At 70.1% G+C, this 20,519-nt stretch carries 22 protein-coding genes; 8 read left to right on the top strand and 14 right to left on the bottom strand.

Annotated features, from left to right (window positions below; translation table 11 throughout):
• Positions 1-10: 10 nt before the first annotated feature.
• Together ABSY19_RS19110 and dusB are read right to left on the bottom strand one after the other, a co-directional pair.
• Positions 11-247: a helix-turn-helix domain-containing protein gene (locus ABSY19_RS19110; protein ID WP_291120759.1), complete on the bottom strand. Its 237-nt coding sequence runs from the start codon at positions 245-247 to the stop codon at positions 11-13.
• Positions 244-1,281, bottom strand: coding sequence for a tRNA dihydrouridine synthase DusB (gene dusB, locus ABSY19_RS19105; RefSeq protein WP_382154784.1), 1,038 nt, complete (start codon positions 1,279-1,281; stop codon positions 244-246). The genes ABSY19_RS19110 and dusB overlap by 4 nt, the downstream gene beginning before the upstream one ends.
• A gap of 177 nt (positions 1,282-1,458) precedes the next feature.
• Here dusB and ABSY19_RS19100 point away from each other — a divergent pair, with 177 nt between their 5' ends.
• Positions 1,459-1,941 (top strand): YqaA family protein, encoded by a 483-nt coding sequence (locus ABSY19_RS19100; RefSeq protein WP_382154781.1) that lies wholly within the window; start codon positions 1,459-1,461, stop codon positions 1,939-1,941.
• Positions 1,938-3,116 (top strand): MFS transporter, encoded by a 1,179-nt coding sequence (locus tag ABSY19_RS19095; RefSeq protein ID WP_382154778.1) that lies wholly within the window; start codon positions 1,938-1,940, stop codon positions 3,114-3,116. The genes ABSY19_RS19100 and ABSY19_RS19095 overlap by 4 nt, the downstream gene beginning before the upstream one ends.
• Here the strand turns inward: ABSY19_RS19095 and ABSY19_RS19090 are convergent.
• Positions 3,089-3,865, bottom strand: a complete 777-nt coding sequence (locus ABSY19_RS19090; protein WP_382154776.1) for an RNA pseudouridine synthase — start codon at positions 3,863-3,865, stop codon at positions 3,089-3,091. The genes ABSY19_RS19095 and ABSY19_RS19090 overlap by 28 nt on opposite strands.
• 239 nt (positions 3,866-4,104) lie before the next feature.
• On the opposite strand from ABSY19_RS19090, the gene ABSY19_RS19085 reads away from it, so the two are divergent.
• Together ABSY19_RS19085 and ABSY19_RS19080 are read left to right on the top strand one after the other, a co-directional pair.
• On the top strand, positions 4,105-5,271 hold the full coding sequence (locus ABSY19_RS19085; protein WP_382154773.1) for an alpha-hydroxy acid oxidase: 1,167 nt from the start codon (positions 4,105-4,107) through the stop codon (positions 5,269-5,271).
• Positions 5,268-6,350 carry an enolase C-terminal domain-like protein gene (locus tag ABSY19_RS19080; RefSeq protein WP_382154770.1) on the top strand — a complete coding sequence of 361 codons (1,083 nt, stop codon included), beginning with the start codon at positions 5,268-5,270 and terminating at the stop codon, positions 6,348-6,350. Before ABSY19_RS19085 ends, ABSY19_RS19080 begins: the two co-directional genes overlap by 4 nt.
• Here the strand turns inward: ABSY19_RS19080 and ABSY19_RS19075 are convergent.
• The 8 genes from ABSY19_RS19075 to ABSY19_RS19040 all read right to left on the bottom strand — a co-directional run bounded on the left by ABSY19_RS19075 (position 6,281) and on the right by ABSY19_RS19040 (position 13,772).
• Positions 6,281-7,111: an alpha/beta fold hydrolase gene (locus ABSY19_RS19075; protein WP_382154767.1), complete on the bottom strand. Its 831-nt coding sequence runs from the start codon at positions 7,109-7,111 to the stop codon at positions 6,281-6,283. The genes ABSY19_RS19080 and ABSY19_RS19075 overlap by 70 nt on opposite strands.
• Before the next feature lie 2 nt (positions 7,112-7,113).
• Positions 7,114-8,076, bottom strand: coding sequence for a Bug family tripartite tricarboxylate transporter substrate binding protein (locus ABSY19_RS19070; protein WP_382154764.1), 963 nt, complete (start codon positions 8,074-8,076; stop codon positions 7,114-7,116).
• Positions 8,077-8,138: 62 nt separating this feature from the next.
• The gene (locus tag ABSY19_RS19065; RefSeq protein ID WP_382154761.1) at positions 8,139-9,623 is read right to left on the bottom strand and encodes a sulfatase-like hydrolase/transferase; all 1,485 of its coding nucleotides are present in this window, start codon (positions 9,621-9,623) and stop codon (positions 8,139-8,141) included.
• 2 nt (positions 9,624-9,625) lie between these two features.
• Positions 9,626-10,084: an aconitase X swivel domain-containing protein gene (locus ABSY19_RS19060; protein ID WP_382154758.1), complete on the bottom strand. Its 459-nt coding sequence runs from the start codon at positions 10,082-10,084 to the stop codon at positions 9,626-9,628.
• The gene (locus tag ABSY19_RS19055; protein WP_382154755.1) at positions 10,081-11,319 is read right to left on the bottom strand and encodes an aconitase X; all 1,239 of its coding nucleotides are present in this window, start codon (positions 11,317-11,319) and stop codon (positions 10,081-10,083) included. Before ABSY19_RS19055 ends, ABSY19_RS19060 begins: the two co-directional genes overlap by 4 nt.
• A gap of 7 nt (positions 11,320-11,326) precedes the next feature.
• On the bottom strand, positions 11,327-11,785 hold the full coding sequence (locus ABSY19_RS19050) for a MarR family winged helix-turn-helix transcriptional regulator (protein WP_382154752.1): 459 nt from the start codon (positions 11,783-11,785) through the stop codon (positions 11,327-11,329).
• Positions 11,786-11,799: 14 nt separating this feature from the next.
• Positions 11,800-12,744: a carbon-nitrogen hydrolase family protein gene (locus ABSY19_RS19045; protein WP_382154749.1), complete on the bottom strand. Its 945-nt coding sequence runs from the start codon at positions 12,742-12,744 to the stop codon at positions 11,800-11,802.
• A gap of 119 nt (positions 12,745-12,863) precedes the next feature.
• A complete protein-coding gene (locus ABSY19_RS19040; RefSeq protein WP_382154746.1) occupies positions 12,864-13,772 on the bottom strand; it encodes a LysR substrate-binding domain-containing protein in 909 nt (302 codons plus the stop codon).
• A 173-nt stretch (positions 13,773-13,945) separates the two neighbouring features.
• On the opposite strand from ABSY19_RS19040, the gene ABSY19_RS19035 reads away from it, so the two are divergent.
• Positions 13,946-14,206, top strand: coding sequence for a hypothetical protein (locus ABSY19_RS19035; protein ID WP_382154743.1), 261 nt, complete (start codon positions 13,946-13,948; stop codon positions 14,204-14,206).
• 31 nt (positions 14,207-14,237) lie between these two features.
• Here ABSY19_RS19035 and ychF read toward each other — a convergent pair whose 3' ends face one another.
• Together ychF and ABSY19_RS19025 are read right to left on the bottom strand one after the other, a co-directional pair.
• Complete coding sequence (gene ychF, locus ABSY19_RS19030; protein ID WP_382154740.1) at positions 14,238-15,329, bottom strand: redox-regulated ATPase YchF; 1,092 nt, start codon at positions 15,327-15,329, stop codon at positions 14,238-14,240.
• A gap of 174 nt (positions 15,330-15,503) precedes the next feature.
• Positions 15,504-16,403 (bottom strand): LysR substrate-binding domain-containing protein, encoded by a 900-nt coding sequence (locus ABSY19_RS19025; protein ID WP_382154737.1) that lies wholly within the window; start codon positions 16,401-16,403, stop codon positions 15,504-15,506.
• A gap of 103 nt (positions 16,404-16,506) precedes the next feature.
• Between ABSY19_RS19025 and ABSY19_RS19020 the strand changes: the two genes are divergently transcribed.
• A complete protein-coding gene (locus ABSY19_RS19020; RefSeq protein WP_382154734.1) occupies positions 16,507-17,490 on the top strand; it encodes a tripartite tricarboxylate transporter substrate binding protein BugE in 984 nt (327 codons plus the stop codon).
• Between the two features lie 3 nt (positions 17,491-17,493).
• Positions 17,494-18,372 (top strand): N-formylglutamate amidohydrolase, encoded by an 879-nt coding sequence (locus ABSY19_RS19015; RefSeq protein ID WP_382154731.1) that lies wholly within the window; start codon positions 17,494-17,496, stop codon positions 18,370-18,372.
• 2 nt (positions 18,373-18,374) lie between these two features.
• Here ABSY19_RS19015 and ABSY19_RS19010 read toward each other — a convergent pair whose 3' ends face one another.
• Positions 18,375-19,250, bottom strand: coding sequence for an MOSC domain-containing protein (locus ABSY19_RS19010; RefSeq protein WP_382154728.1), 876 nt, complete (start codon positions 19,248-19,250; stop codon positions 18,375-18,377).
• A gap of 76 nt (positions 19,251-19,326) precedes the next feature.
• On the opposite strand from ABSY19_RS19010, the gene ABSY19_RS19005 reads away from it, so the two are divergent.
• The gene (locus ABSY19_RS19005; RefSeq protein ID WP_382154725.1) at positions 19,327-20,496 is read left to right on the top strand and encodes an FAD-dependent monooxygenase; all 1,170 of its coding nucleotides are present in this window, start codon (positions 19,327-19,329) and stop codon (positions 20,494-20,496) included.
• Positions 20,497-20,519: the final 23 nt, after the last annotated feature.

Genomic DNA, 20,519 nt, shown 5'->3' with positions numbered 1-20,519 from the left:
TCGGTCGGGCTCAGTCGATGAGCTTGTGCTCAAGGAGCTTCTTGCGCAGCGTGTTGCGGTTCAGCCCCAGCCATTGCGCGGCGCGCGACTGGTTGTTCTGCGCCTGCTCCATCACCACTTCGAGCAAGGGTTTTTCCACCGCCTTGACCAGCATGTCGTGCAGGTTGGCGGGGTCGGTGCCGTTGAGGTCGCGGAAGAAGTCTTCCATGCTGGCACGCACACAGTCGTGCAATTTGTTCTGTTTCATGCGGCCAGTTTCCAGTTGTCGCTCGGGGTTGTTGTTGTGGTTTCGCCGGACGACCACTCGTCCAGGCTCTCGCTCACGCAGCGCAGCTGCGCCTCCACCGTGGTGACGGCGTTGACGCGCGAACGGAACAGGGCGGCCGCGCCGGGGGGCAGCGGCAGCGATTGTGCGTACCAGCCCAGGTGCTTGCGCGCGCTGCGCACACCGGTGGACTCGCCGTACAGGTCGTAGTGGTCGTGCAGGTGATCGAGCAGCCAGACCCGCACGTCGGCCAGGTCGGGCGGCGGCAGGTGTTCGCCGGTGGCGAGGAAGTGGGCGATTTCACGGAAGATCCAGGGCCGGCCCTGGGCGGCGCGGCCGACCATGATGGCGTCGGCCCCGGTGCGGCGCAGCACCTCGCGCGCCTGCTCGGGGCTGTCGATGTCGCCGTTGGCCACCACCGGAATGCGCACGCGGCTCTTGATGTGGGCAACGGTGTCGTGCTCGGCCTGGCCCTTGTAGCCCTGCTCGCGCGTGCGGCCGTGCACGGTGAGCATCTGCACACCCGCGGCTTCGGCGGCCAGCGCGAGCGTGGGGGCGTTGCGCACGCTGGCGCACCAGCCGGTGCGCATCTTGAGGGTGACGGGCACGCCGTGCGGCTCGCAGGCGGCCACCACGGCCTGCACGATCTCGATGGCCAGCGTCTCGTCCTGCATCAGCGCCGAGCCGGCCCACTTGTTGCAGACCTTCTTGGCCGGGCAGCCCATGTTGATGTCGATGATCTGCGCGCCCCGGTCGATGTTGTAGCGCGCGGCGTCGGCCATCATCTGCGCGTCGGTGCCGGCGATCTGCACCGAGATCGGCGCGGCCTCGCCTTCGTGGTTGGCGCGGCGCGAGGTCTTGAGGCTGTCCTGCAGATCGGGGCGCGAGGTCACCATCTCGCTGACCGCGTAGCCCGCGCCCAGGCGCTTGCACAGCTTGCGGAACGGCCGGTCCGTCACCCCCGCCATGGGCGCGACGAACAGGGCATTGGGCAGGGTGAAAGCCCCGAGTTGCATGGCGGTGGGAGAATCGGTGTCGAGCGGTGGAACTGCCGCGATCCCTGCTAACGCGGGGGCGAAGGAACGCGATTGTATCTGCCTGTTTTTTCAGCAGGCGATATGTCGACACCCTTTTTGCCCTCTCCCTCCGACTTCCCGATCGCCGGTCTCCCCCACCCCCGGATTTCGCCGCCCATGCCCGACTGGATCACCTACCTGATAGAGCTGCTGGCCCTGCCCGAATTCGGCCTGAGCACGGTCTTCGTGGTGTCCTTCATATCGGCCACCTTGCTGCCCCTGGGGTCGGAGCCGGCGGTGTTCGGCCTGATCAAGATCAACCCGCATCTCTTCTGGCCCGCCATCCTGGTGGCCACCGCCGGCAACACGGCCGGCGGCGCCGTGAGCTGGCTCATGGGCCTGGGCACGCACAAGGTGGTGGACCGAGCGCGCGGCAACCACGTCGATCTGCGCGCGCTGCAATGGCTGGAGCGCTTCGGCCCCAAGGCCTGCCTCATGTCCTGGCTGCCGGTGGTGGGCGACCCGCTGTGCGCCGTGGCAGGCTGGCTCAAATTTCCGTTCTGGCCCTGCCTGGCCTACATGGCCATCGGCAAGTTCGCCCGCTACCTCACCATGACGGCCGCGCTGTTGTGGTTCTTCCCTGGAACCCTGCATCCATGACCGTTGCCAGCAACCGCCTGCCACGCGCCCTCTGGGCCCTGATGGTGGGCAACTTCGTGATCGGCACCGGCGTGATGGTGGTGCCCGGCACGCTCAACGACATCAGCCACTCGCTGGGCGTGTCGATCCCGCAGGCCGGCCAGCTGATCACGGCCGCGGCCATCCTGATGGGCCTGGGCGCGCCGCTGTTCGCCAGCCTGGTCGCGGGCTGGGACCGGCGCCGCCTGCTCACGATCTCGCTGATCTGGTACGGCGTGCTGCTGCTGGCCTGCGCACTGGCACCCAACTACGCCAGCCTGATGCCGCTGCGCGTGCTGGCCGTCATCGCGCCGGCCATCTTCACGCCGCAGGCGGCGGCCAGCGTGGGCCTGCTGGTCGGCCCGGCGATGCGCGGGCGCGCCATCACCTTCATCTTCCTGGGCTGGTCGCTGGCCTCGGTGCTGGGCATGCCGCTGTCGGCCTGGATCAGCAGCGAACTCAACTGGCGCTGGGCCTTCGGGCTGGTGGCGCTGACCTCGTTCCTCAGCGGCGCCTGGGTGTGGCGCGAGATGCCCGACGGCATCAAACCGGCCGCGCTGTCGCGCGAAGCCTGGGGCCGCACCCTGGGCTCGGCCCCGCTGATGACCGCCGTGGCCGTGACGCTGCTCTTCTCCTTCGGGCAGTTCACGCTGTTCTCCTACTTCGCCCCCTACTTCGCGCAGACCCTGGGCGCGGGCGGCGGACTGCTGTCGCTGATCTTCCTGTGGTTCGGCGTCTTCGGCTTGGCGGGCAATGTCGCGGTCACGCGCTCCATCGACCGCATCGGCGCGCCCCGGGCCGTGCTGATCACGCTGGGCGCCATCGTGCTGAGCCTGCTGCTCTGGCCGCTGGGCCGCTACGGCGTCTGGGCCCAGGCCTTCGTGCTCATCCCCTGGGCGCTGGGCTGCTTCTCGTGCAACTCGGCGCAGCAGGCGCGGCTGGTGCAGATCTCCCCCGAGCTGGCCCCGGCCACCGTGGCGCTCAACACCTCGGCCCTGTATGGCGGGCAGGCCCTGGGCGCGGCGCTGGGCGGTGTGATGATCGCCCAGGGCCGCATGATGAACCTGCACCAGGTCGGCCTGGCCGTGATGCTGGTCGCGATGGCCGTGAGCCTGTGGGCCGCGTGGCTTCAGAAACGCTCGTGCGCGGCGAGGTAGCGCCACTGGCCTGAAGGCAGGCCGTCCAGGCCGATGCGGCCCAGGCGCTGGCGCCGCACCGAGGCCAGGCGCAGGCCGGCACGCTCGGCCAGGTGCGCCACCTGCCCCGGCAGCGTGCCCTTGATCGCCAGCCGCAGGCGCCGCTCGCTCTGCCAGCTCGCGCGCGCCGTGGGCACGGCCCAGCCGTCGAAGAACAGCGCCTTGCCCAGCGACTGCAGCACCGCTTCGCGCCGCGCGTCGTCGTCGAGTTCGGGATCGTCCTGCACCTCCACGAGCCACTCGTGTTCCAGCGGCGAGGAGGCATCGGTGATCTTGCGCGCCACGCCCGGGTTCTGCGTGAACACCATCAGGCCGCTGGCAAGCACCTCCAGCGGCGAGACCGGCAGCAGCTTGTGGCCATGCGCCTTGAGCGGGCGCACGCCCGAGCGGTCGCCCTTGAAGCGCGCACCCGGGGCGAACCAGCGCGCGGCCAGCTCGTCGGGCAAGGGCGATTCGTCGGGCAGGGCCTGGCCCGAGGGCTTGTGCCAGACCAGCGTGACCGGCACCAGCGGTTCCAGCCGTGCCTTCGGATCGAGCTCCACGGCCTGCTCGTCGCGCACGCGCGCCATGGGCTCCTCGACCACGGTGCCGTCAACCCGCACCCAACCGCCTGCGATGTAGTGTTCGGCGTCGCGGCGCGAGCACGGCAGTTGGGCCGCGAGCCGTTTGGCCAGGCGCTGGGGTTCGGGGCGGATCGGTGCGTCGTTCATGCCGCCGACTCTACCCCCTGTTCGGGCGTGTCCAGGCAGAAGAACGCATCGCACGCCGCCGCGCGGCACAGGCGGGGCCGACATTGTTCCTGTCGATGTGCAACACCAGCGGGATCAATGGGCCTGCGGGGGGTCGCTCCGTATGATCTTCCGAAGGACAAGCCGACAAAAAAACCGCGAGGAGACACCCGCATGCACCGCCCCGATTTTTCTTTCGATCAACCCGCCGGGCCTCGCTGATGTGGTTGCGCATGGAGGATGTGCGAAACGGCGCGCGCCAGCGCCTGCCTCGCTTCGTGTTCGACTATGTGGATGGCGGCGCGGAGGATGAGGCCTGCCTTCATGGCAATGGCAGCGACCTCGCCGCGCTGCGCCTGCTGCCGAACTGCCTGAAGGACACCACCACGATCGACACCCGGGTCGAGGTGTTTGGCCAGACCTGGTCGCGCCCGCTGGGCGTGGCCCCGGTCGGTTTCAACGGGCTGGTGCGCCCTGATGGCGATGTGCTGCTGGCGCGCGCGGCGGCCTCGCAGGGCATTCCCTTCGTGTTGTCTACCGCCTCGAACGAGCGGCTGGAAGCGGTGCGAGCCGCGGCGCCCGATGCCGTGCAATGGATGCAGCTGTACGTGATGTCGGACCGCGCCATCGCGGAGCAGATCGTGCGGCGCGCGGCCGCCGCCGGCTATGGCGCGCTGGTGCTCACCGTCGATGTGCCGGTCAGCGGCATGCGCGAGCGCGACCTGCGCAACGGGTTCAAGCTGCCGTTTCGCCCCGGGCTGCGCACGCTGTGGGACCTGGCGAGCCACCCCGCATGGTCGCTGGGCATGGCGCGCGCCGGCTCGCCCGGCTTTGTGAACCTGTCCGAAAGCACCGACGGCGCCGCGTCGGCCCAGCTGCAGGCCGCGCTGCTGGCGCGCGCCATGGACCGCAGCCTGGTCTGGGACAGCCTGGCCTGGCTGCGCCGGCTGTGGGCGGGCCCGCTGCTGCTCAAGGGCGTGCTGCGCGCGGACGATGCCGCGCGGGCCCTGCGGGCCGGTGTGGACGGTCTCATCGTGTCCAACCACGGCGGGCGCCAGCTGGACGCGGCACCGTCGACGATTTCGGTCTTGCAGGGCATCGTGCAATCCGTTGAAGACCGCGTCCCGGTGTTCATCGACAGCGGGTTCCGGCGCGGCAGCGATGTGGTCAAGGCCTTGTCGCTGGGCGCGCGCGGCGTGTTCGTCGGCCGCCCGGCGGTGTGGGGCCTGGCCGCCAACGGTGAAGCCGGCGCGCGCGAGGCCCTGGGCCTGATCGGCACCGAGATCGTACGAACACTCACGCTGATGGGGGCGGCTTGCGTGCGCGACCTCGGCCCGGACCACGTCACCCGTTCATGGACCTCCCAACCACAGGCAAGCACACGATGAATGAGATTCCGACCATCACCGGCGTCAGGGCGCGCGCGGTCAACGTGCCGCTGGAGTACCCGGTGCGCACCAGTGTGGGCGTGGTGGCCACCTCGCCGCTGGTGCTGATCGACATCGAGACCAGCACCCAGGTGGTCGGCCACGCCTACGTGTTCACCTACACGCCCATCGCGCTGGAGGCCACGCGCGTGCTGGTCGAGTCGATCGGCCGGGCATTGGTGGGCGAACGCGTCGTGCCGTTCGAACTGGACCGCTGGTTCTCGCAGCGCTTTCGCCTGCTGGGCCGCACCGGCATCACCACCATGGCGTGCGCGGGCATCGACATGGCGCTGTGGGACATTCTGGCGAAGGCGCAGGGCCTGCCGCTGGTGACGCTGCTGGGCGGCAAACCCAAGCCGGTGCCGGCCTACGACAGCCACAGCATGGATGGCATCGAACTGGGCACCTCGCGCGCCGCGCGCGCCGCCGCGCAAGGGCACCGCGCCATCAAGACCAAGATCGGCTACCCCACGCTGGCCGAAGACCTGCAGGTGGTGCGCGCGCTGCGCCGCGCGGTCGGGCCCGAGGTGGAGATCCTGGTGGACTACAACCAGGGCCTCACCGTGCCCGAGGCGATCCGCCGCATCGGCGCGCTGGAAGGCGAAGGCATCGCCTGGGTGGAGGAGCCCACGCTGCAGGAAGACCTGCGCGGCCACGCCGAGATCCGCCGCCACACGCGCATTCCGGTGCAGATGGGCGAGAACTGGTGCGAGCCGACGGACATGCAGCGCGCGCTGGACGCGGGTGCCTGCGACCTCGCCATGCCCGACGCCATGAAGATCGGCGGCGTGACGGGCTGGCTCAAGGCCTCGGCCCTGGCCCAGGCCCGCGGCATTCCCATGTCCAGCCACATCTTCCAGGAGATCAGCGTGCACCTGCTGGCGGTGACCCCCACGGCGCACTGGCTGGAGCGCATGGACCTGGCCGGGGCCATCCTGCAAAACCCCCTGGTGTTCGTCGACGGCCAGGCTCAGTGCCCGCAGGAACCCGGCGTGGGCCTCTCGTGGAACGAAGCGGCGGTGGCGCGCTTCGCGGTGTGAGCGCTCAGGAACTGCGCCAGCAACAGATCGAACAGCTCGGCGCGCTCCAGGTGGGCCGCATGCGCCGCGTGGGGCAGGACCGCGAGGCCGGCGCCGGGAATGCGCCGCGCGAGGTCCACGGCGGCCTCCAGGCGCACCGTCTGGTCGCGCTCGCCCACGACAACCAGCACGGGTGAGCGCACACCGCCGAGTTGCGACGCCACGTCGAAACCCCGGCAAGCCACCATGGCGGCCAGGGCGGCGTCCAGCGCCATCTGCGAACCCTGCCGCACCGCGTCGGCAAAGTCCGGATCGCGCGGGCCGGCCAGGAACCAGGTGGCGACGATGCGCTCCACCGTGCGTTCGATGCCTTCGCGCTGCAGCCGGGCGGCGGTTTCGTCCACCGACTCGAAGCGGCCACCCTCGGCCAGGGAAGAGAAGGTGCCGTACAGGACCGCGCGGCCCACGCGCTCCGGGTGGTGGATCAGCAGGTGCTGCACGACGAAGCCGCTCATGGAATGCCCCACGACGTGAAAGCGGCGCAGGCGGTAGCGGTCGGCCAGGCCCAGCACGTGCCGGGCCATGGCGTCGATGGAGCGCAGCGGCGGCTCGGCGCGCCGTGCGCCGAACCCGGGCCAGTCGGGCGTGAGGACCGTGAAGGCCTCTTGCAGCGAAGCGGCCACGCGATCCCAGGTGCGTGCGCTGCTGCAGAAGCCGTGCAGCAGGATGACCGCCTCGTGGGCAGGCTCACCGGGTGGCGTGGCGGTGTCGTCGACGCGCATGCTCAGACCGGGCGGATGTTCAGGCGCCGGATCAGGTCGCCCGACAGGTCGTATTCCGCCTTGGCCAGCTGGCGCACCGCGTCCGGCCCGCCCTTGAGGCGGTCGCAGCCCATCTCGATCAGCTGGGCCTGGATGTGGGGTGGCGCCAGGGCCTTGTCCACGGCGCTGGCGATCTGGCGGCAGATCGCGTCGGGCGTGCCGGCCGGTGCCATGAGCGCGAACCAGCCGCCGATGGTCACACCGGGCACGACCTCGGCCACGGCCGGCACGTTGGGCAAGGCCGCCAGGCGGCTGGTGCCGCAGACCGCGAGCGGTTTCAACTGGCCTGCCTTGATCAGGCCCGAGGCGGGCGTGTAGGCCACGATGCCGATGGCGACCTGGCCCGAGGTCAGGTCCGTCACCATGGCCGAGCCGCCCTTGTAGGGGATGTGGCTCAGGTCGCCCTTGCTGCGTTCGCGCAGCATCTCGCCGATCAGGTGCATGGGCGTGCCCGCGCCGGGCGTGCCGTAGGTCACCCGCCCGCGCCGGCTGGCCTCGAGCACGCCTTCGAGCGTCTGGGCCGGCGCGGCCGGGCCGGCGACGACCACCAGGCCGATGTTGGTGACAGGCGCGATCGGCACGAAGGAATCGAGCTGCACGCCGCTGTTCGGAAAGAGGTGCGGGTTGGTGCCCAGCATCGAGTTGGTGGCCGACAGCAGCGTGTAACCGTCCGGCCGGGCCTTGGCGACCATGGCCGCGGCGATGTTGCCGGCCGCGCCCTGGATGTTGTCGATCACGATGGGCTGGCCCAGCGCCTGGTGGAGCTGCGGCGCCATCAGGCGCGTGACCACGTCGCTGCTGCTGCCCGGCCCGAAGCCGCCGTAGATCTTGATCGACTGGGTCGGGAAGGTTTCACCCGACGCGCCCAGGGGCAGGCCGGTGGCGGCGGTGGCGGCCAAGCCGGCCATGAAGGTTCTTCTTTGCATGATGTCTCCTCGTTCAGGTGGAAAAGACGCCCGCCGCCGAAGGCACGGGCGCCATGGTGGGGTCAGACCAATCGGTACTTTTCGTGCATCGGTGTGGGGCCCGCGTTGCCGCGGGTCAGGGCCTTGTCGCGCCCGCCGAAGCGGGCGATCAGGTCGTCCTGGTCGCGCTTGGCCTGGCGGTCCACCGCGTCGGGATCGAGCATGGCGCGCAGCGCGGCTTGCAGCGATTCGAGTTCGCCCGCATACCGGGGGTCGCCGGCCAGGTTGATGCACTCCTCGGGGTCCGTCTCGAGGTGGAACAGCTCGGGCGCGTGGCCGACGTAGTGGTGGTACTTGAAGCCGTTGCGCGCGACCATGTAGGCGGCCGATGCCGAGCCCACGGCGTGGTACTCGCTGAAACCCAGGCGAGCGGGATCGTCGGGCTGCGCGGCCAGGGCCACGAGCGACTGGCCGGCCAGGTCCCGCTCTTCTTCCAGCACCGGCACCTGGCAGGCCGCCAGCGCCGTCGGGTAGACATCGACCAGGTTGACGTTGGTCTGCCGCACACTGGCCTGCGGGATGCCGGGCCCGGCCAGGATCATCGGCACCGAGGTCGACTCGCGGTACAGCGTGGACTTGTTCCAGAGCCCGCGCGCGCCCAGGTTGTCGCCATGGTCGGCGCTGTAGATCACGGTGGTGTTGTCCTCGAAGCCCTGCTCCTTCAAGGCCGACAGCAGCCGGCCGACCTGCGCGTCCATGAACGAGATCAGGCCGAAGTAACACGCGCGCGCGAGCCGCCGGCGGTCGTCGGTGCCCAGGGCGGCGTCGTGGTCCCAGTGCCGCTTGAGCCGCTCTACCCAGGGGTGGCGCACATCGTCCGGGCCGCTGAGCTTGGGCGCGGGAATGCCATCGAGCGGGTACTTGCTCAGCCACCCGTCCGGCACCACCAGCGGCATGTGGGGGGCGACGAAGCCCACGAACAGGGCCCAGGGGGCATCGCCACCTTCACGGCCGCTCTCGTGGCCACGTTCGTGGATCCAGTCGCAGGCCAGGTCGGCCACGCGCTGGTCGTAGCGGTTGTAGCTGGACTCGCCGGCCCCGAGCTCATCGAAGATGGGGGAGCGCCCGCGCGTGGCCGGCAGCGGCGAGCGCACGGAGCCCCAGACCAGGCCGATGCCGTCGAGGATGTGCAGGGGCTCGTGCTGCGCGCCGAAGCCGGTGGGGTCGCTGGCCTGTCGGTAGTGCAGCTTGCCGATCGACTCGGTGCGCACGCCGGCCTGCGCGAGCCGGTGGTGCCAGCTGGTCCAGCGCCCTTCGTAGGCGATGGCGTTGTCCCAGTAGCCGGTGTGGTGCGTCCAGCGCCCGGTGGCGAGGCCGGCGCGGGCGGGCACGCAGATGGGGCTGGGCGTGTAGGCGTTGGTGAAGCGGGTGCCACGCTGCGCGAGCCGGTCGAGGTTCGGCGTGTGCATCCAGTCGGCGCCCGAGCAGCCCATGTAGCGGGGGTCGTGCTCGTCCGAGAGGATGAAGAGCAGGTTGCGCGACGCGGGTGTTTTTCGTTGTGAAGACAACTTCAGGGCCCTTTCATGCGGGGAAGTGGGTTCATCGAGCCGCGCTCGAGCAGTTCGAGCGTGCCGGCCTGCGGGTCCAGCCGGACGCGATCGCCGCTGCGCAGTTGGGTGACGGGGTCTTCGTTCAGCCGGTCGATCATGGGCATGCCGGCCAGCACCGCGCCCTGCCACACGACGGGGTTGGCGCGCCGGCACACCAGCGCCAGTGGAGCCAGGCCCCGCTCGCGCAGGTCCAGCAAGGCCCAGGAGGTGGCGATGCCGCCTTTGGGGGTGGTGAACACGTAGATGCGCCCGGCGGGGCTTTCGCCGAAGAGATCGTGGCCCGGCCGCGAGAACGTGCCGCGCTCGCGGTCGAGGTCGTAGCGGGCGTTGAAGCCGTGGTGGGAGACGATGGCGATGCCCTCCACCGCCGGTCCACAGCCGGCGGGGCCGTGCCATGCCGTGATGGGTGGGCGGCTCATGCGAGGCGCCCCCGGATGGCGGCCTCGACGCACTCGGCGACGCCCGCCAGCGCAATGCCGTAACCGGCGCCGCGCAGGATGTTGGCCAGCTTCGCCGATGGCGTGGCGAGGGTGCGTGCGCCCATGGCCTGGCGGACCAGCGCCGGGGCCATGACATAGAAGCAGGTGCCCGTGATGACCTCACCGCCGGCCGCCGTCAGCCTGTCCAGGAAACCCAGGCGCGAGAGCTCGGCCTCCACCTGGGCGTTGACGGTCATGATCAACCGGGTGCCCTGGGCCACATGCCTTCCGTCCAGCAACTGCACCACCTGCACCGCCTCCTGAATCGAGAGTTGCGGCGCGCTGAAGACCACCAGGTCCAGCCGCTCCTGCCGGTCGAAGTCCGCGCGGAAGATGCCCTGCAGGTCCGCGCGGTGGACCTGCCGCCGGGCCTGCGGCACCGCGCCGCCGCAGGCCTCTTCCAGCGTGGGCGCCTCCGGGGTCGCACCCACCACATGGAACATGGCGACCGAACCGAAGCTGGCGACCGCCGCAGCGAAGTGCTTGAGTTCGTCGATGCCGGGGTCGCTGCCGGGCGCGATCACGGCGGGCACCGTCCAGTAGTCCGCCACCTCGGCGCCCACCAGCGCGCCCAGCGCCGACCAGTCGGCCGTGCCCTGCAGCGGGAAGGTCAGCTCGAACACCCGGGTCGCGAACCGGTTCTGGGGCAGGTGAAAGCCGTATGCCGGCACCAACCCAGTCAGCGCAGCGGCCACCGAGGCCGGCCCGGCCTCGTAGTTGGAGCGCGCGCCCACGACCCCGTTGGCGAAGGCCACGGCGCCGGTGTCACCCCAGGCGAGGTGCTGCCGGAAACGCGGCGGTGTCACGGTCTGGTAGTTGATGCAGGTGGAACTGTCCAGGCAACCCATGCCGCGCAGGGCGGCGTGCAAGCGGGACTCGGCGTCCAGCTGGCTCTGCGGCACCCCATAGGCGCAGGACCGCCCGAAATCGACACTGCAGGCCGCGGTGACGCTGGGCACGCTCACCCGGGCGCCGTCGCGCGCGAGCGACTCCACCAGCCGGATGCCGGCTTCGCCCATGGTGCCGGCCTCGGCGCCGACCTGGGCCGAGGCCACGGGCACGAAGCGCTGCGCGCCCAGGATCTTGCCGACCTGCACCTGCTGCCCGATGGCCCAGCGCAGGGGCTCCCCCAGCGCGCCCCGGGCCATGGCCTGTTGGCGTTCGTCCAGTTTCATGCGGCACTCATTCCAGGCGTTCCGCCGCTTGTTGCAGCCGGTCCAGCAACGACTCCAGTTGGCGGAGGTCCGACCGGCTGAAGGCGGACTCCAGGTGCCGCTGCCGCTGCTGGGACACGCGCGAGCCCTTGAGATGCAAGGTCTGGCCGCGCTGGCTCAGGCTCAACTGGAACTGGCGCCTGTCGGCGGGGTCGGCGGTCTTGACGACCATGCCGTCCTTCTCCAGCTGGGCCAGGGTGCGGCTGATCCAGCCCTTGTCGATGTCCAGCGTCTGCACCAGGGCGTTGAACGAGATGCCCGGGCGGCTGCCGATAACCGAGAGCACGCGCCACTCGGCCACCGAGATGCCGACCTCCCTCGGCAAGGCGCGGGCGGCGGACCGGCTCAGGGTGCTGGCCAGCACGACGACGCGGTAGGTCAGGTTCTGCGTGACGTCCACGCCTTGGCTGGTCTGTTCACAGTCCATGGGGTCTCCAGGTGTCAGGAAAGAAGGGGCGAAGCGGGCCCTGCGAGCCGGATCACATCGGACCGGGACGAATGGCCGGCCAGGTCGAAGGCGCGGCGCGCCGCGTGCACGGCCGAGGGAAAGAGGTCCGCCAGCAGAAGCCCTTCGGCCTCGGGCGCCAGGGGTTCGCACAGGGCGTCGCCATTCGGCGCGTAGATCTGCGCGTGGCCGCCGCCGCGGCGCAGCTGGTCGGCCTTGGCCGGGGTGTCGCACACCAGCGCGCGCATCTCGTCGTTGACCAGCGAGCAGGGCGCGAGCACGTAACACCCACCCTCGACCGCGTAGGTCCGGCTGATGGCCAGAAAGGTCTCCGGGCTGGACATGTTGGGGATGCCCACCAGCGGGAAACCGGGCCACGAGGCCACATGGAGAAACTCGTGCTGCAGGTGCATCGCGTGTTTGAGCAAGGGGTGCCGGTGCTCGGCGCAGGCCAGCGCCCCGATGCGGCCGGCGCTGCTGTCCACCACGGGCAGGTCGTGCGCGCCGCCTTCCGAGAAGATCTGCATTTCCAGCGGCCCCGGCTTGAGCTTGCGCCGCCGGAACAGCGTGCGCCCGGTCTCGTCCACCAGCCACTGCGTGATGAACAGGCGCTCGCCCTCCTGCTCCGCCACCCCCATCAGCACCACGATCCGGTGCTCGGCGGCGGCCTGCGCGATCGGGCCGCACGCCGCGCTGTCGAAGCGCAACGCCTGCGCCCGGTAGCGGGCCGAGAGGCCCGAGCGCTGGGCCCAGGCCGCGCCGTCGAGCCAGATCCACCACGGGTACCCGGGCAGCCAGACTTCGGGGAAGGCCACCACCCGGGCACCCTGGCGCGCGGCCTGCGCGATCAGGTCCACCGCCTTGTGGACCGAAGCCTCCAGGTTCAGGTAGACCGGCGCGGCCTGCACCACGGCCACACGGACGGGATCGTTGGGCGACATGGGATGCTGGGTCCTATTCTGTTGTCAAGACAACGAAATGATAAGAAGCCACAGCGGCAAGTCAACCGCTGCGCCATCGACCTCGGCGTTGTTGCAGATCGATGGCGTGAATGCCGGGGTCAGAGGCCGCTGAGGGCGCGCACGACTTCTTCGCGCAGCCAGCGGTGCGCGGGTGCGCCGTCCTGCCGCGTGTGCCAGTGCAGGCGCACCTCGAACGGCGGGATCGGCACCGGCAGATCGACCACCCGCACGCGGTGCTGACTCGCAAAAAGCCGAGCGACCCGGCTCGGCAGCACGACGACGAGGTCGCTGTCTTCCACCAGGCTGGGCAGCACGGAGAACTGCGGCACCAGGGCCACCACGTTGCGCTGGATGCCCCGCTCGGCCAGCGCGCCGTCGATCAGCGCATGGCCCGAGGACGGGGAGGTCACCATCACGTGACGGGCCCGGCTGAAGGTGTCGAGGTCGATGGCGCCCATTGCGGCAGGGTGCTGGTCGGCCAGCATGCACACGTAGTGCTCACGGAACAGCAACTCGTTGCGCGTGTGCGTGTGCAGGTTCGGGAGGTTGCCCAGCGCGAGGTCGAGCGTGCCGCGCGCGAGGTCGTCCAGGATCGTGTCGGAGAGCTGGACGAACTCCACCTGGATCCGGGGCGCCACCACCTGGAACAGCCTGAGCAGGGGCGGTGTGAAGAACAGCGAACCGATGTCGGACAGCGCGATGCGGAACCGCCGGGTGGAGCTGAGCGGCGCGAAGCCGGAACGCGCGTCCACCGTGCCCTCGATCGCGGTGAGCGCCACGCGCAGGTGCTCGTACACGCGCTCGGCAATCGCGGTGGGCACCAGCCCCGCGCTGCCCCGGGAAAACAAGCGGTCGTCGTACAGCTCGCGCAGCTTGGAAAGCGCATGGCTCATCGTGGGCTGGGTGAGGTTCAGGCGCTCGGCGGCCTGCGTGACGCTCTTGGTCTCGTAGATCGCAACGAAGGCGCGAACCAGGTTCAGGTCAAACCGCGCGGGTGATTCGTTCATGCTGCCCCTCGATATGCGGCCGGGATTATATCGACCGTATCTATCGAACAGGCCCGCCTCCGGCGCGAGGCCTGAGCCACCTTGGCGCCGCGCCGCATGTTCGCTGGCGAACAGTCGCGAGGCGCCGTTCGGTCTTACCCTGGTGACCTTCTTGTTCGACAGAGGTTTTCGCCATGTCCACTGAGTTCTCTTCCTGGTTCACGATCGAGACCAACGGCAACCCCGCCCGGGAGGGCGTTTACGAGACCACCGCGCTGGGCATTCCCGGCGAGAGCCACAGCGTGCTCCAACACGGCTTCCGGCACTGGGGCGACGGCAGCGGGTGGGGCGACCTGGGCGCCACGCCGGACGCCGCCCTGGCGATGAAGGACCACCGCCCGGTGTTCCCGTTCAACGTCCGCCACTGGCGGGGCAAGGCGCAGCCCGCGGACTGACGCCCGCGGGCTCAGCCAAGGCGGATCGAGTTCAGCTGCTGAACAGGAAGTTCATCACGTCGCCGTCCTTGACGACGTAGTCCTTGCCTTCGGCGCGCATCTTGCCCGCGTCCTTGGCGCCCTGCTCGCCCTTGTAGGCGATGTAATCGTCGAAGCCGATGGTCTGGGCGCGGATGTAGCCCTTCTCGAAATCGGTGTGGATCACGCCAGCGGCCTGCGGACCGGTGTCGCCCACGTGGATGGTCCAGGCGCGCACCTCTTTCACGCCGGCTGTGAAGTAGGTCTGCAGGCCGAGCAGCTGGTAGGCCGCGCGGATCAGGCGGTTCAGGCCCGGCTCGTCCTGCCCGAGTTCCTTGAGGAATTCGAGCCGGTCGGCGTCGTCCATCTCGGAGAGTTCGGCCTCGATCTTGGCGCAGATGGCGACCACGGGCGCGTTCTGCTTCTGCGCGAATTCCTTGAGGCGGTCCAGCAGCGGGTTGTTCTCGAAGCCGTCTTCCGACACGTTGGCCACGAACATCGCGGGTTTGGCGGTGATCAGGAAGAACTGCTTGAGCTGCGCCTGCTCTTCCTTGCTGAAGTCGATGGTGCGCACCGGCTGGGTGTCGTTGAGCGCGGCCTGGCACTTCTCGAGGATGGCGACCTGCTTGATCGACTCCTTGTCGCCCGAGCGCGCGGTCTTGCTCACGCGGTGCAGGGCCTTTTCCACGGCGGCCAGATCGGCCAGGCAGAGCTCGGTCTGGATGACCTCGATGTCGGCGATCGGGTCGACCTTGTTGGCCACGTGGATGACGTTCGGGTCTTCGAAGCAGCGCACCACGTTGACGATGGCGTCGGTCTCGCGGATGTGCGCGAGGAATTTGTTGCCCAGCCCTTCACCGGTGCTCGCGCCCGCCACGAGGCCGGCGATGTCCACGAACTCCACGATGGCCGGCACGATGCGCTCGGGCTTGACGATCTCGGCGAGCTGCTGCAGGCGCGGATCGGGCACTTCCACCACACCGGTGTTGGGCTCGATGGTGCAGAAGGGGTAGTTCTCGGCCGCGATGCCGGCCTTGGTCAGCGCGTTGAAAAGGGTGGACTTGCCGACGTTGGGCAGGCCCACGATGCCGCATTGGAGGCTCATGGAAATTCCTTATGAATCAACCCCTGTGGCACTGTGCAGCGCCTGTCTGGCAGTGCTGCGAACCGAGGTGAGAGGTACCGGGTTCCGTGAGGACGTTGTCCTCGTCTTGCCAAGGGGAAACGGGTGTCGATTGTACTGATGGGTGAATCTCTCGCGCTGAAGCGTCCCGGACGCTCAGCCGCCCGCGCGCCGGGCCTGTTCACGGACCCAGAGCGAGAAGGCCTCCACCGCGCGGGAGCCGGCGGTCGCGCGCGGACGGCACAGGTAGTAGCCCCGCCCGGTGTTGGCGCTGCCGGACACGGGGGTGACCAGGCGGCCGGTGGCCAGTTCGGCCTGCACCATGCAGCGCTGGACCACCGCCACGCCCATGCCCGCGCGGGCCGCTTCGATCAGGTTCATGACCAGGTCGAAGCCCGTCCCCCGCCAGTGCGGCGGCAGTTGCCCACCCACGGAGTCGGCCCACAAGGCCCAGTTGTCGCGGTAGTTGCTGTGGTACAGCAGGGGCAGGTTCAGCAGCGCGTCCACGCCGTCGATGCCTTGCGCCAGCGCGGGCGCGCACACGGCCACGATCTCGCGGCCGATGAGGTACTGCGCCGCCACCTGGCGGGGCCAGTGCTTGCCAGCGCGCGCCTTGAGCGCCACCCACAGGTCCACGTCCGCGCGGGTGAAGTCCTCGTCGTGGTGGTACTGGCGGAACTCGATGTCGATCTCGGGGTGGCGGTGCCGGAAATCCTCCAGGCGCGGCATCAGCCAGAGGTTGCCCAGGCTGGGCACCACGGACAGGCGCAGCCGCAGGGCTTCGGGCAGGGCCCTGACCTGGCCCGCCGCGGCCTCCAGCGCGGCCACGGGCCCTTCGACCTGGCGGCGCAAGTCGGCGCCGGCCGGGGTCAGGCGCACGCCGCTGGCTGCGCGGTCCAGCAGCTGGACCCCCAGGTGTTTCTCGAGCCGGGCCACCGCGCGGCTCACCGCCGCCTGGGTCACGCACAGCTCGTCGGCCGCACGGTGGAAATTGCCATGGCGGGCCACGCCCAGGAAGGCGTGCAGCTCCACCAGAGAAGGGCTTCGGATGCGCATGCGGCTGATTACATCATGTCATCGCACACAGCGAAAATGTCGTTTGCCTGCCTTGGTCGGATTTCCTACCCTTCGGCTCCCATCCCCGAGGAGGAGACCTCACATGACAACCCGAACCCTGCTGCGCACCGCGCTGACCCTGACCACCGCGCTCGTTCTGGGCGCTGCCGCCCAGGCCCAGACCGCCTACCCCAACCGGCCGATCAAGCTGATCGTGCCTTTCGCCCCCGGCGGCTCGACCGACCTGGCCGCGCGCCTGGTGGCCGAATACGGCGGTCGCGAGCTCGGCCAGTCCATCGTGGTGGAGAACAAGGCGGGCGCCGGTGGCTCGACGGGCATGGAATTCGTCGCCCGCGCGCCGGCCGATGGCTACACCCTGGGCATGGCCACCGTCAGCACGCACGGCAGCAACCCGGCGGTCTATGGCAACAAGCTGCGCTACAACCCGGTGAAGGACTTCGCGCCCATCACCAACGTGGCGACCACGCCCAGCGTCTTCGCGGTGCATCCCGCCACACCGGCCAAGGACATGAAGGAGTTCATCGCCCTGGCCCAGGCCAACCCGGGCAAATACAGCTTCGCCTCGCCGGGCATCGGCTCCCTGGGCCACGCCAACATCGAGCACTTCATGGCCCTGTCCAAGATGAACCTGCTGCACGTGCCGTACAAGGGCGCCGGGCAGGCCATGACCGACGCCATGGCGGGCCAGGTGACCGCCATCACGGACAACCTGCCGTCGGCCCTGCCGAACATCCAGTCTGGCAAGCTGCGCGCGCTGGCGGTGCTGAGCGAGAAGCGCTCGCCCTCGCTGCCGGAGGTGCCCACCTACGGCGAACTCGGCTTCCCCCAGATGGGCGGTGGCGGCTGGTTCGGCGTGGTCGCGCCAGCGGGCACGCCACCCGAGGTGGTGGCCAGGCTCAACGCCGCCATCCACAAAGGCATGAAGCACCCCGAGTTCATCAAGCAGATGGAAGCCTCGGGCTCCACGCTGATCCCCGGCACGCCCGAGGCGTTCGCCCAGCAGATCCAGCAGGCCATGGAACGCTATGAGCGCGTGGCCAAGATGGCCAAGATCTCGGTGGACTGACACATGCCGATCGACGCGCCACCGTTCACGCTGCACCGCCCGGCCGCCGCGCCCGTGCCCCTGGTGTGCGATTCGCCGCACAGCGGCACCGACTACCCGGCGGACTACGACCACGCCGTGTCCCGGGCGCTGCTGCGGCGCGGCGAGGACACGCATGTGGAGGCGCTGTGGGCGGCGGTGCCCTCGGTCGGCGGCAGCCTGCTGGCGGCCCACTTTCCCCGCACCTACGTGGACTGCAACCGCTCGGAGGACGACCTCGACCCGGACCTGCTCGACGGCCCGTGGCCGGCGCCGCTGAACCCGAGCGAGAAGACCCGCCTGGGTTTCGGCCTGGTGTGGCGCAACATCGATGCCAGCACGCCGATCTACCGCCGCCGGCTCACCGTGGCGGAGGTGCAGGCGCGCATCGCCCGCTGCTACCGCCCATACCACGCGGCCCTGTCGCGATGCATCGACGAGACCATGGACCGCTTCGGCGCGCTCTGGCACCTGAACCTGCACTCCATGCCCGACAACGCCTACGAGCGGCTCCAGATCCGCAGCACCCGCCCGCTGGCGGACTTCGTGCTGGGCGACCGCGACGGCACCACCTGCGACCCGGCGTTCGTCGATCTGGTGGAGCGTGAGCTGCGCTCGCGCGGCTACTCGGTGGCCCGCAACGACCCGTACAAGGGTGTGCAGCTGATCGCGCGCATCGGCCAGCCCGCGCAAGGGCGCCACAGCCTGCAGATCGAGATCCGCCGCCCGGTGTACATGGACGAGATCACCCGGGAGCGCAACGCCAGTTTCGCCACGGTGCAGCGCGACCTGGGCGAACTGGCGGCCACGCTGGCGCGCTACGCGAGCGAGCGGGCCAGCCCGCCACGATCAGCCCAGGGCTGAGTTCAGTCGAACTTCCAGTCGGCGCTCACGGGCTGGCCGATCCGCAGCACCTGCCCGTCGCCTTCGAGCACGATGGCATTCATGCCGAAGGTGATGGCGCCGTTGAGGCGCGGGTCCTGCCGGTAGACCTGCAGCGTGTCGTTCACCTCGGGGCTGGAGGTGGCGGTCGCCGGGTCGATGTTGGGAATGGGGCAGCGCCCGCAGGGCTTGACCGGCTCGATCAGCGCGGACGCGCCATCCCCGGTGCCGATGCGCATCGCACCCACGCGGTCTTCGTCGTGCGCTTCCACGCCGGCCAGCACGACGTTGGGCCGGAAACGCAGCATCTCCACCGGCCCGTGGCCGGCCGCGCCCAGGCGGGTGTTGAGTTCGTCCAGCGACGCGGTGCTGGTCACCAGCAGGCTGAAACCGTCGGCGAACTGCGTGACGGCCTCGCGGCCCCCGGTCCACTTCAGGCTGCACACGCGCCGCACCTCGGGGTCGAAGCGCGCCAGGCGCAGGGGCTGACCGAGGAAATCGCTGAACCACTGCGCGGCCAGATCGCCCATGTCGTAGGCCTGCACCTCGTCGTCCCACACGCGCACCTTGAGCGGGCCTTCGGCCGCGTCCAGCGCCAGGTGCAGCGCGAGCATGCCGGGGGCGCGCAGCACCAGCTGGCCCATCTTGAAAGCGGTCTGGATGAGCGCCATGCGGGGCAGCTCGCGCTGGGTCACGAACTCGCCGTCCGCGTCCACCACCATCCAGGCGCGGTCGTACAGCAGGCCAGTGTCGGTCAGCTCGACCTCGGTCAGCGAAATGCCGGCGCAGGACTTGACCGGATAGACCCAGAGCTGGGCGATGGTGGCCTGCACGTCGGCGGCAATGGGTTCAGCACTCATGGTGGATGGTCAGGATGGGGGTACCGGGTATCGCCCGGGGGAAGGCCCGGATTGTGCCCTGCTCCTAGAATCCCCCATGAACTCCCCCGCCCCCCGCACCGGCTCTACCCGGCGTTTCGACGTCGCCATCCGAGGGGCCGGCGTGGTGGGCCAGACCCTGGCCCTGCTGCTGGCCCGCGACCGCCTGCGCGTGGCCCTGGTCGGCGCGCCACGCGGCCCGCAGGACACCCCCGACGTGCGCGCCTACGCGATCAACGCCGCCTCGCGCGACGTGCTGCGCTCGGTGCGCGCCTGGCCCGAGGCCGATCCGCAGGACGACCGCGTGCCCCCCATCACCCCGGTGAGCGCCATGCAGGTGTGGGGCGACGACGGCGGCGAGCTGCAGTTCTCGGCCGACGACCAGGGCGCGGACGCGCTGACCTGGATCGTGGACGTGCCCGCGCTGGAGCAACGCCTGTCCGACGCGATCGGTTTCCAGGGCGGCATTGAGCGCGTGAGCGAAGCGCCCAACGCCGCCCTGACGGTGGTGTGCGAGGGCAAGCGCAGCCAGACGCGCGCGGAACTGGGCCTGGAATTCGACGTGCGCCCCTACCCCCACAAGGCGGTGGCCGCGCGGCTGCATTGCGACCAGCCGCACGGCGGCATCGCCCGGCAGTGGTTTTCCAACGGCGAGGTGATGGCCCTGCTGCCCCTGGGCGGCGCGTTCGGGAACTCCGTGGCGCTGGTGTGGTCTGTCCCTGCACAGCAGGCCGACGCCTGGCTGCAAGCCGACCCGACCACCTTCACCCAGGCCGTGCAGGCGCGCTGCGCCCAGGCCCTGGGCCACATGCACATGGAAAGCCCCGCCCAGGCCTGGCCCCTCGAACTCTCGCGCGCCCAACGCTGGATCGCCCGCACCGCCCAGGGCGGCGTGGCGCTGGCCGGCGACGCGGCGCACGCCATGCACCCGCTGGCGGGCCAGGGCCTGAACGTGGGTCTGGCCGACGCCGCCGAGCTGGCGCGCGTGCTGCAGCAGCGCGAATACTGGCGCGAGCTGGGCGACCTCAAGCTGCTGCGCCGCTACGAGCGCGCGCGCGCCGCCGAAGTGGGCGCCATGGGCTGGGTCACCGACGGTCTGTTCGGCCTGTTCGCCCACGGCGACTCGCGCATGCAGGCGCTGCGCAACTGGGGCCTCAACGGCTTCGACCGCAGCGGCCCGCTCAAGCGCTGGATCGCCCGCCAGGCCATGGGCCAGCCGCACCTCTGAAACCCTTTTTTACCCTTTCGAAT

The organism is Hydrogenophaga sp. ANAO-22 (genome assembly GCF_042466645.1).
Lineage (GTDB): Bacteria > Pseudomonadota > Gammaproteobacteria > Burkholderiales > Burkholderiaceae_C > Hydrogenophaga.
Note: the sequence above shows the minus strand (reverse complement) of the source record. Positions and strands in the feature narration are given on the sequence as shown.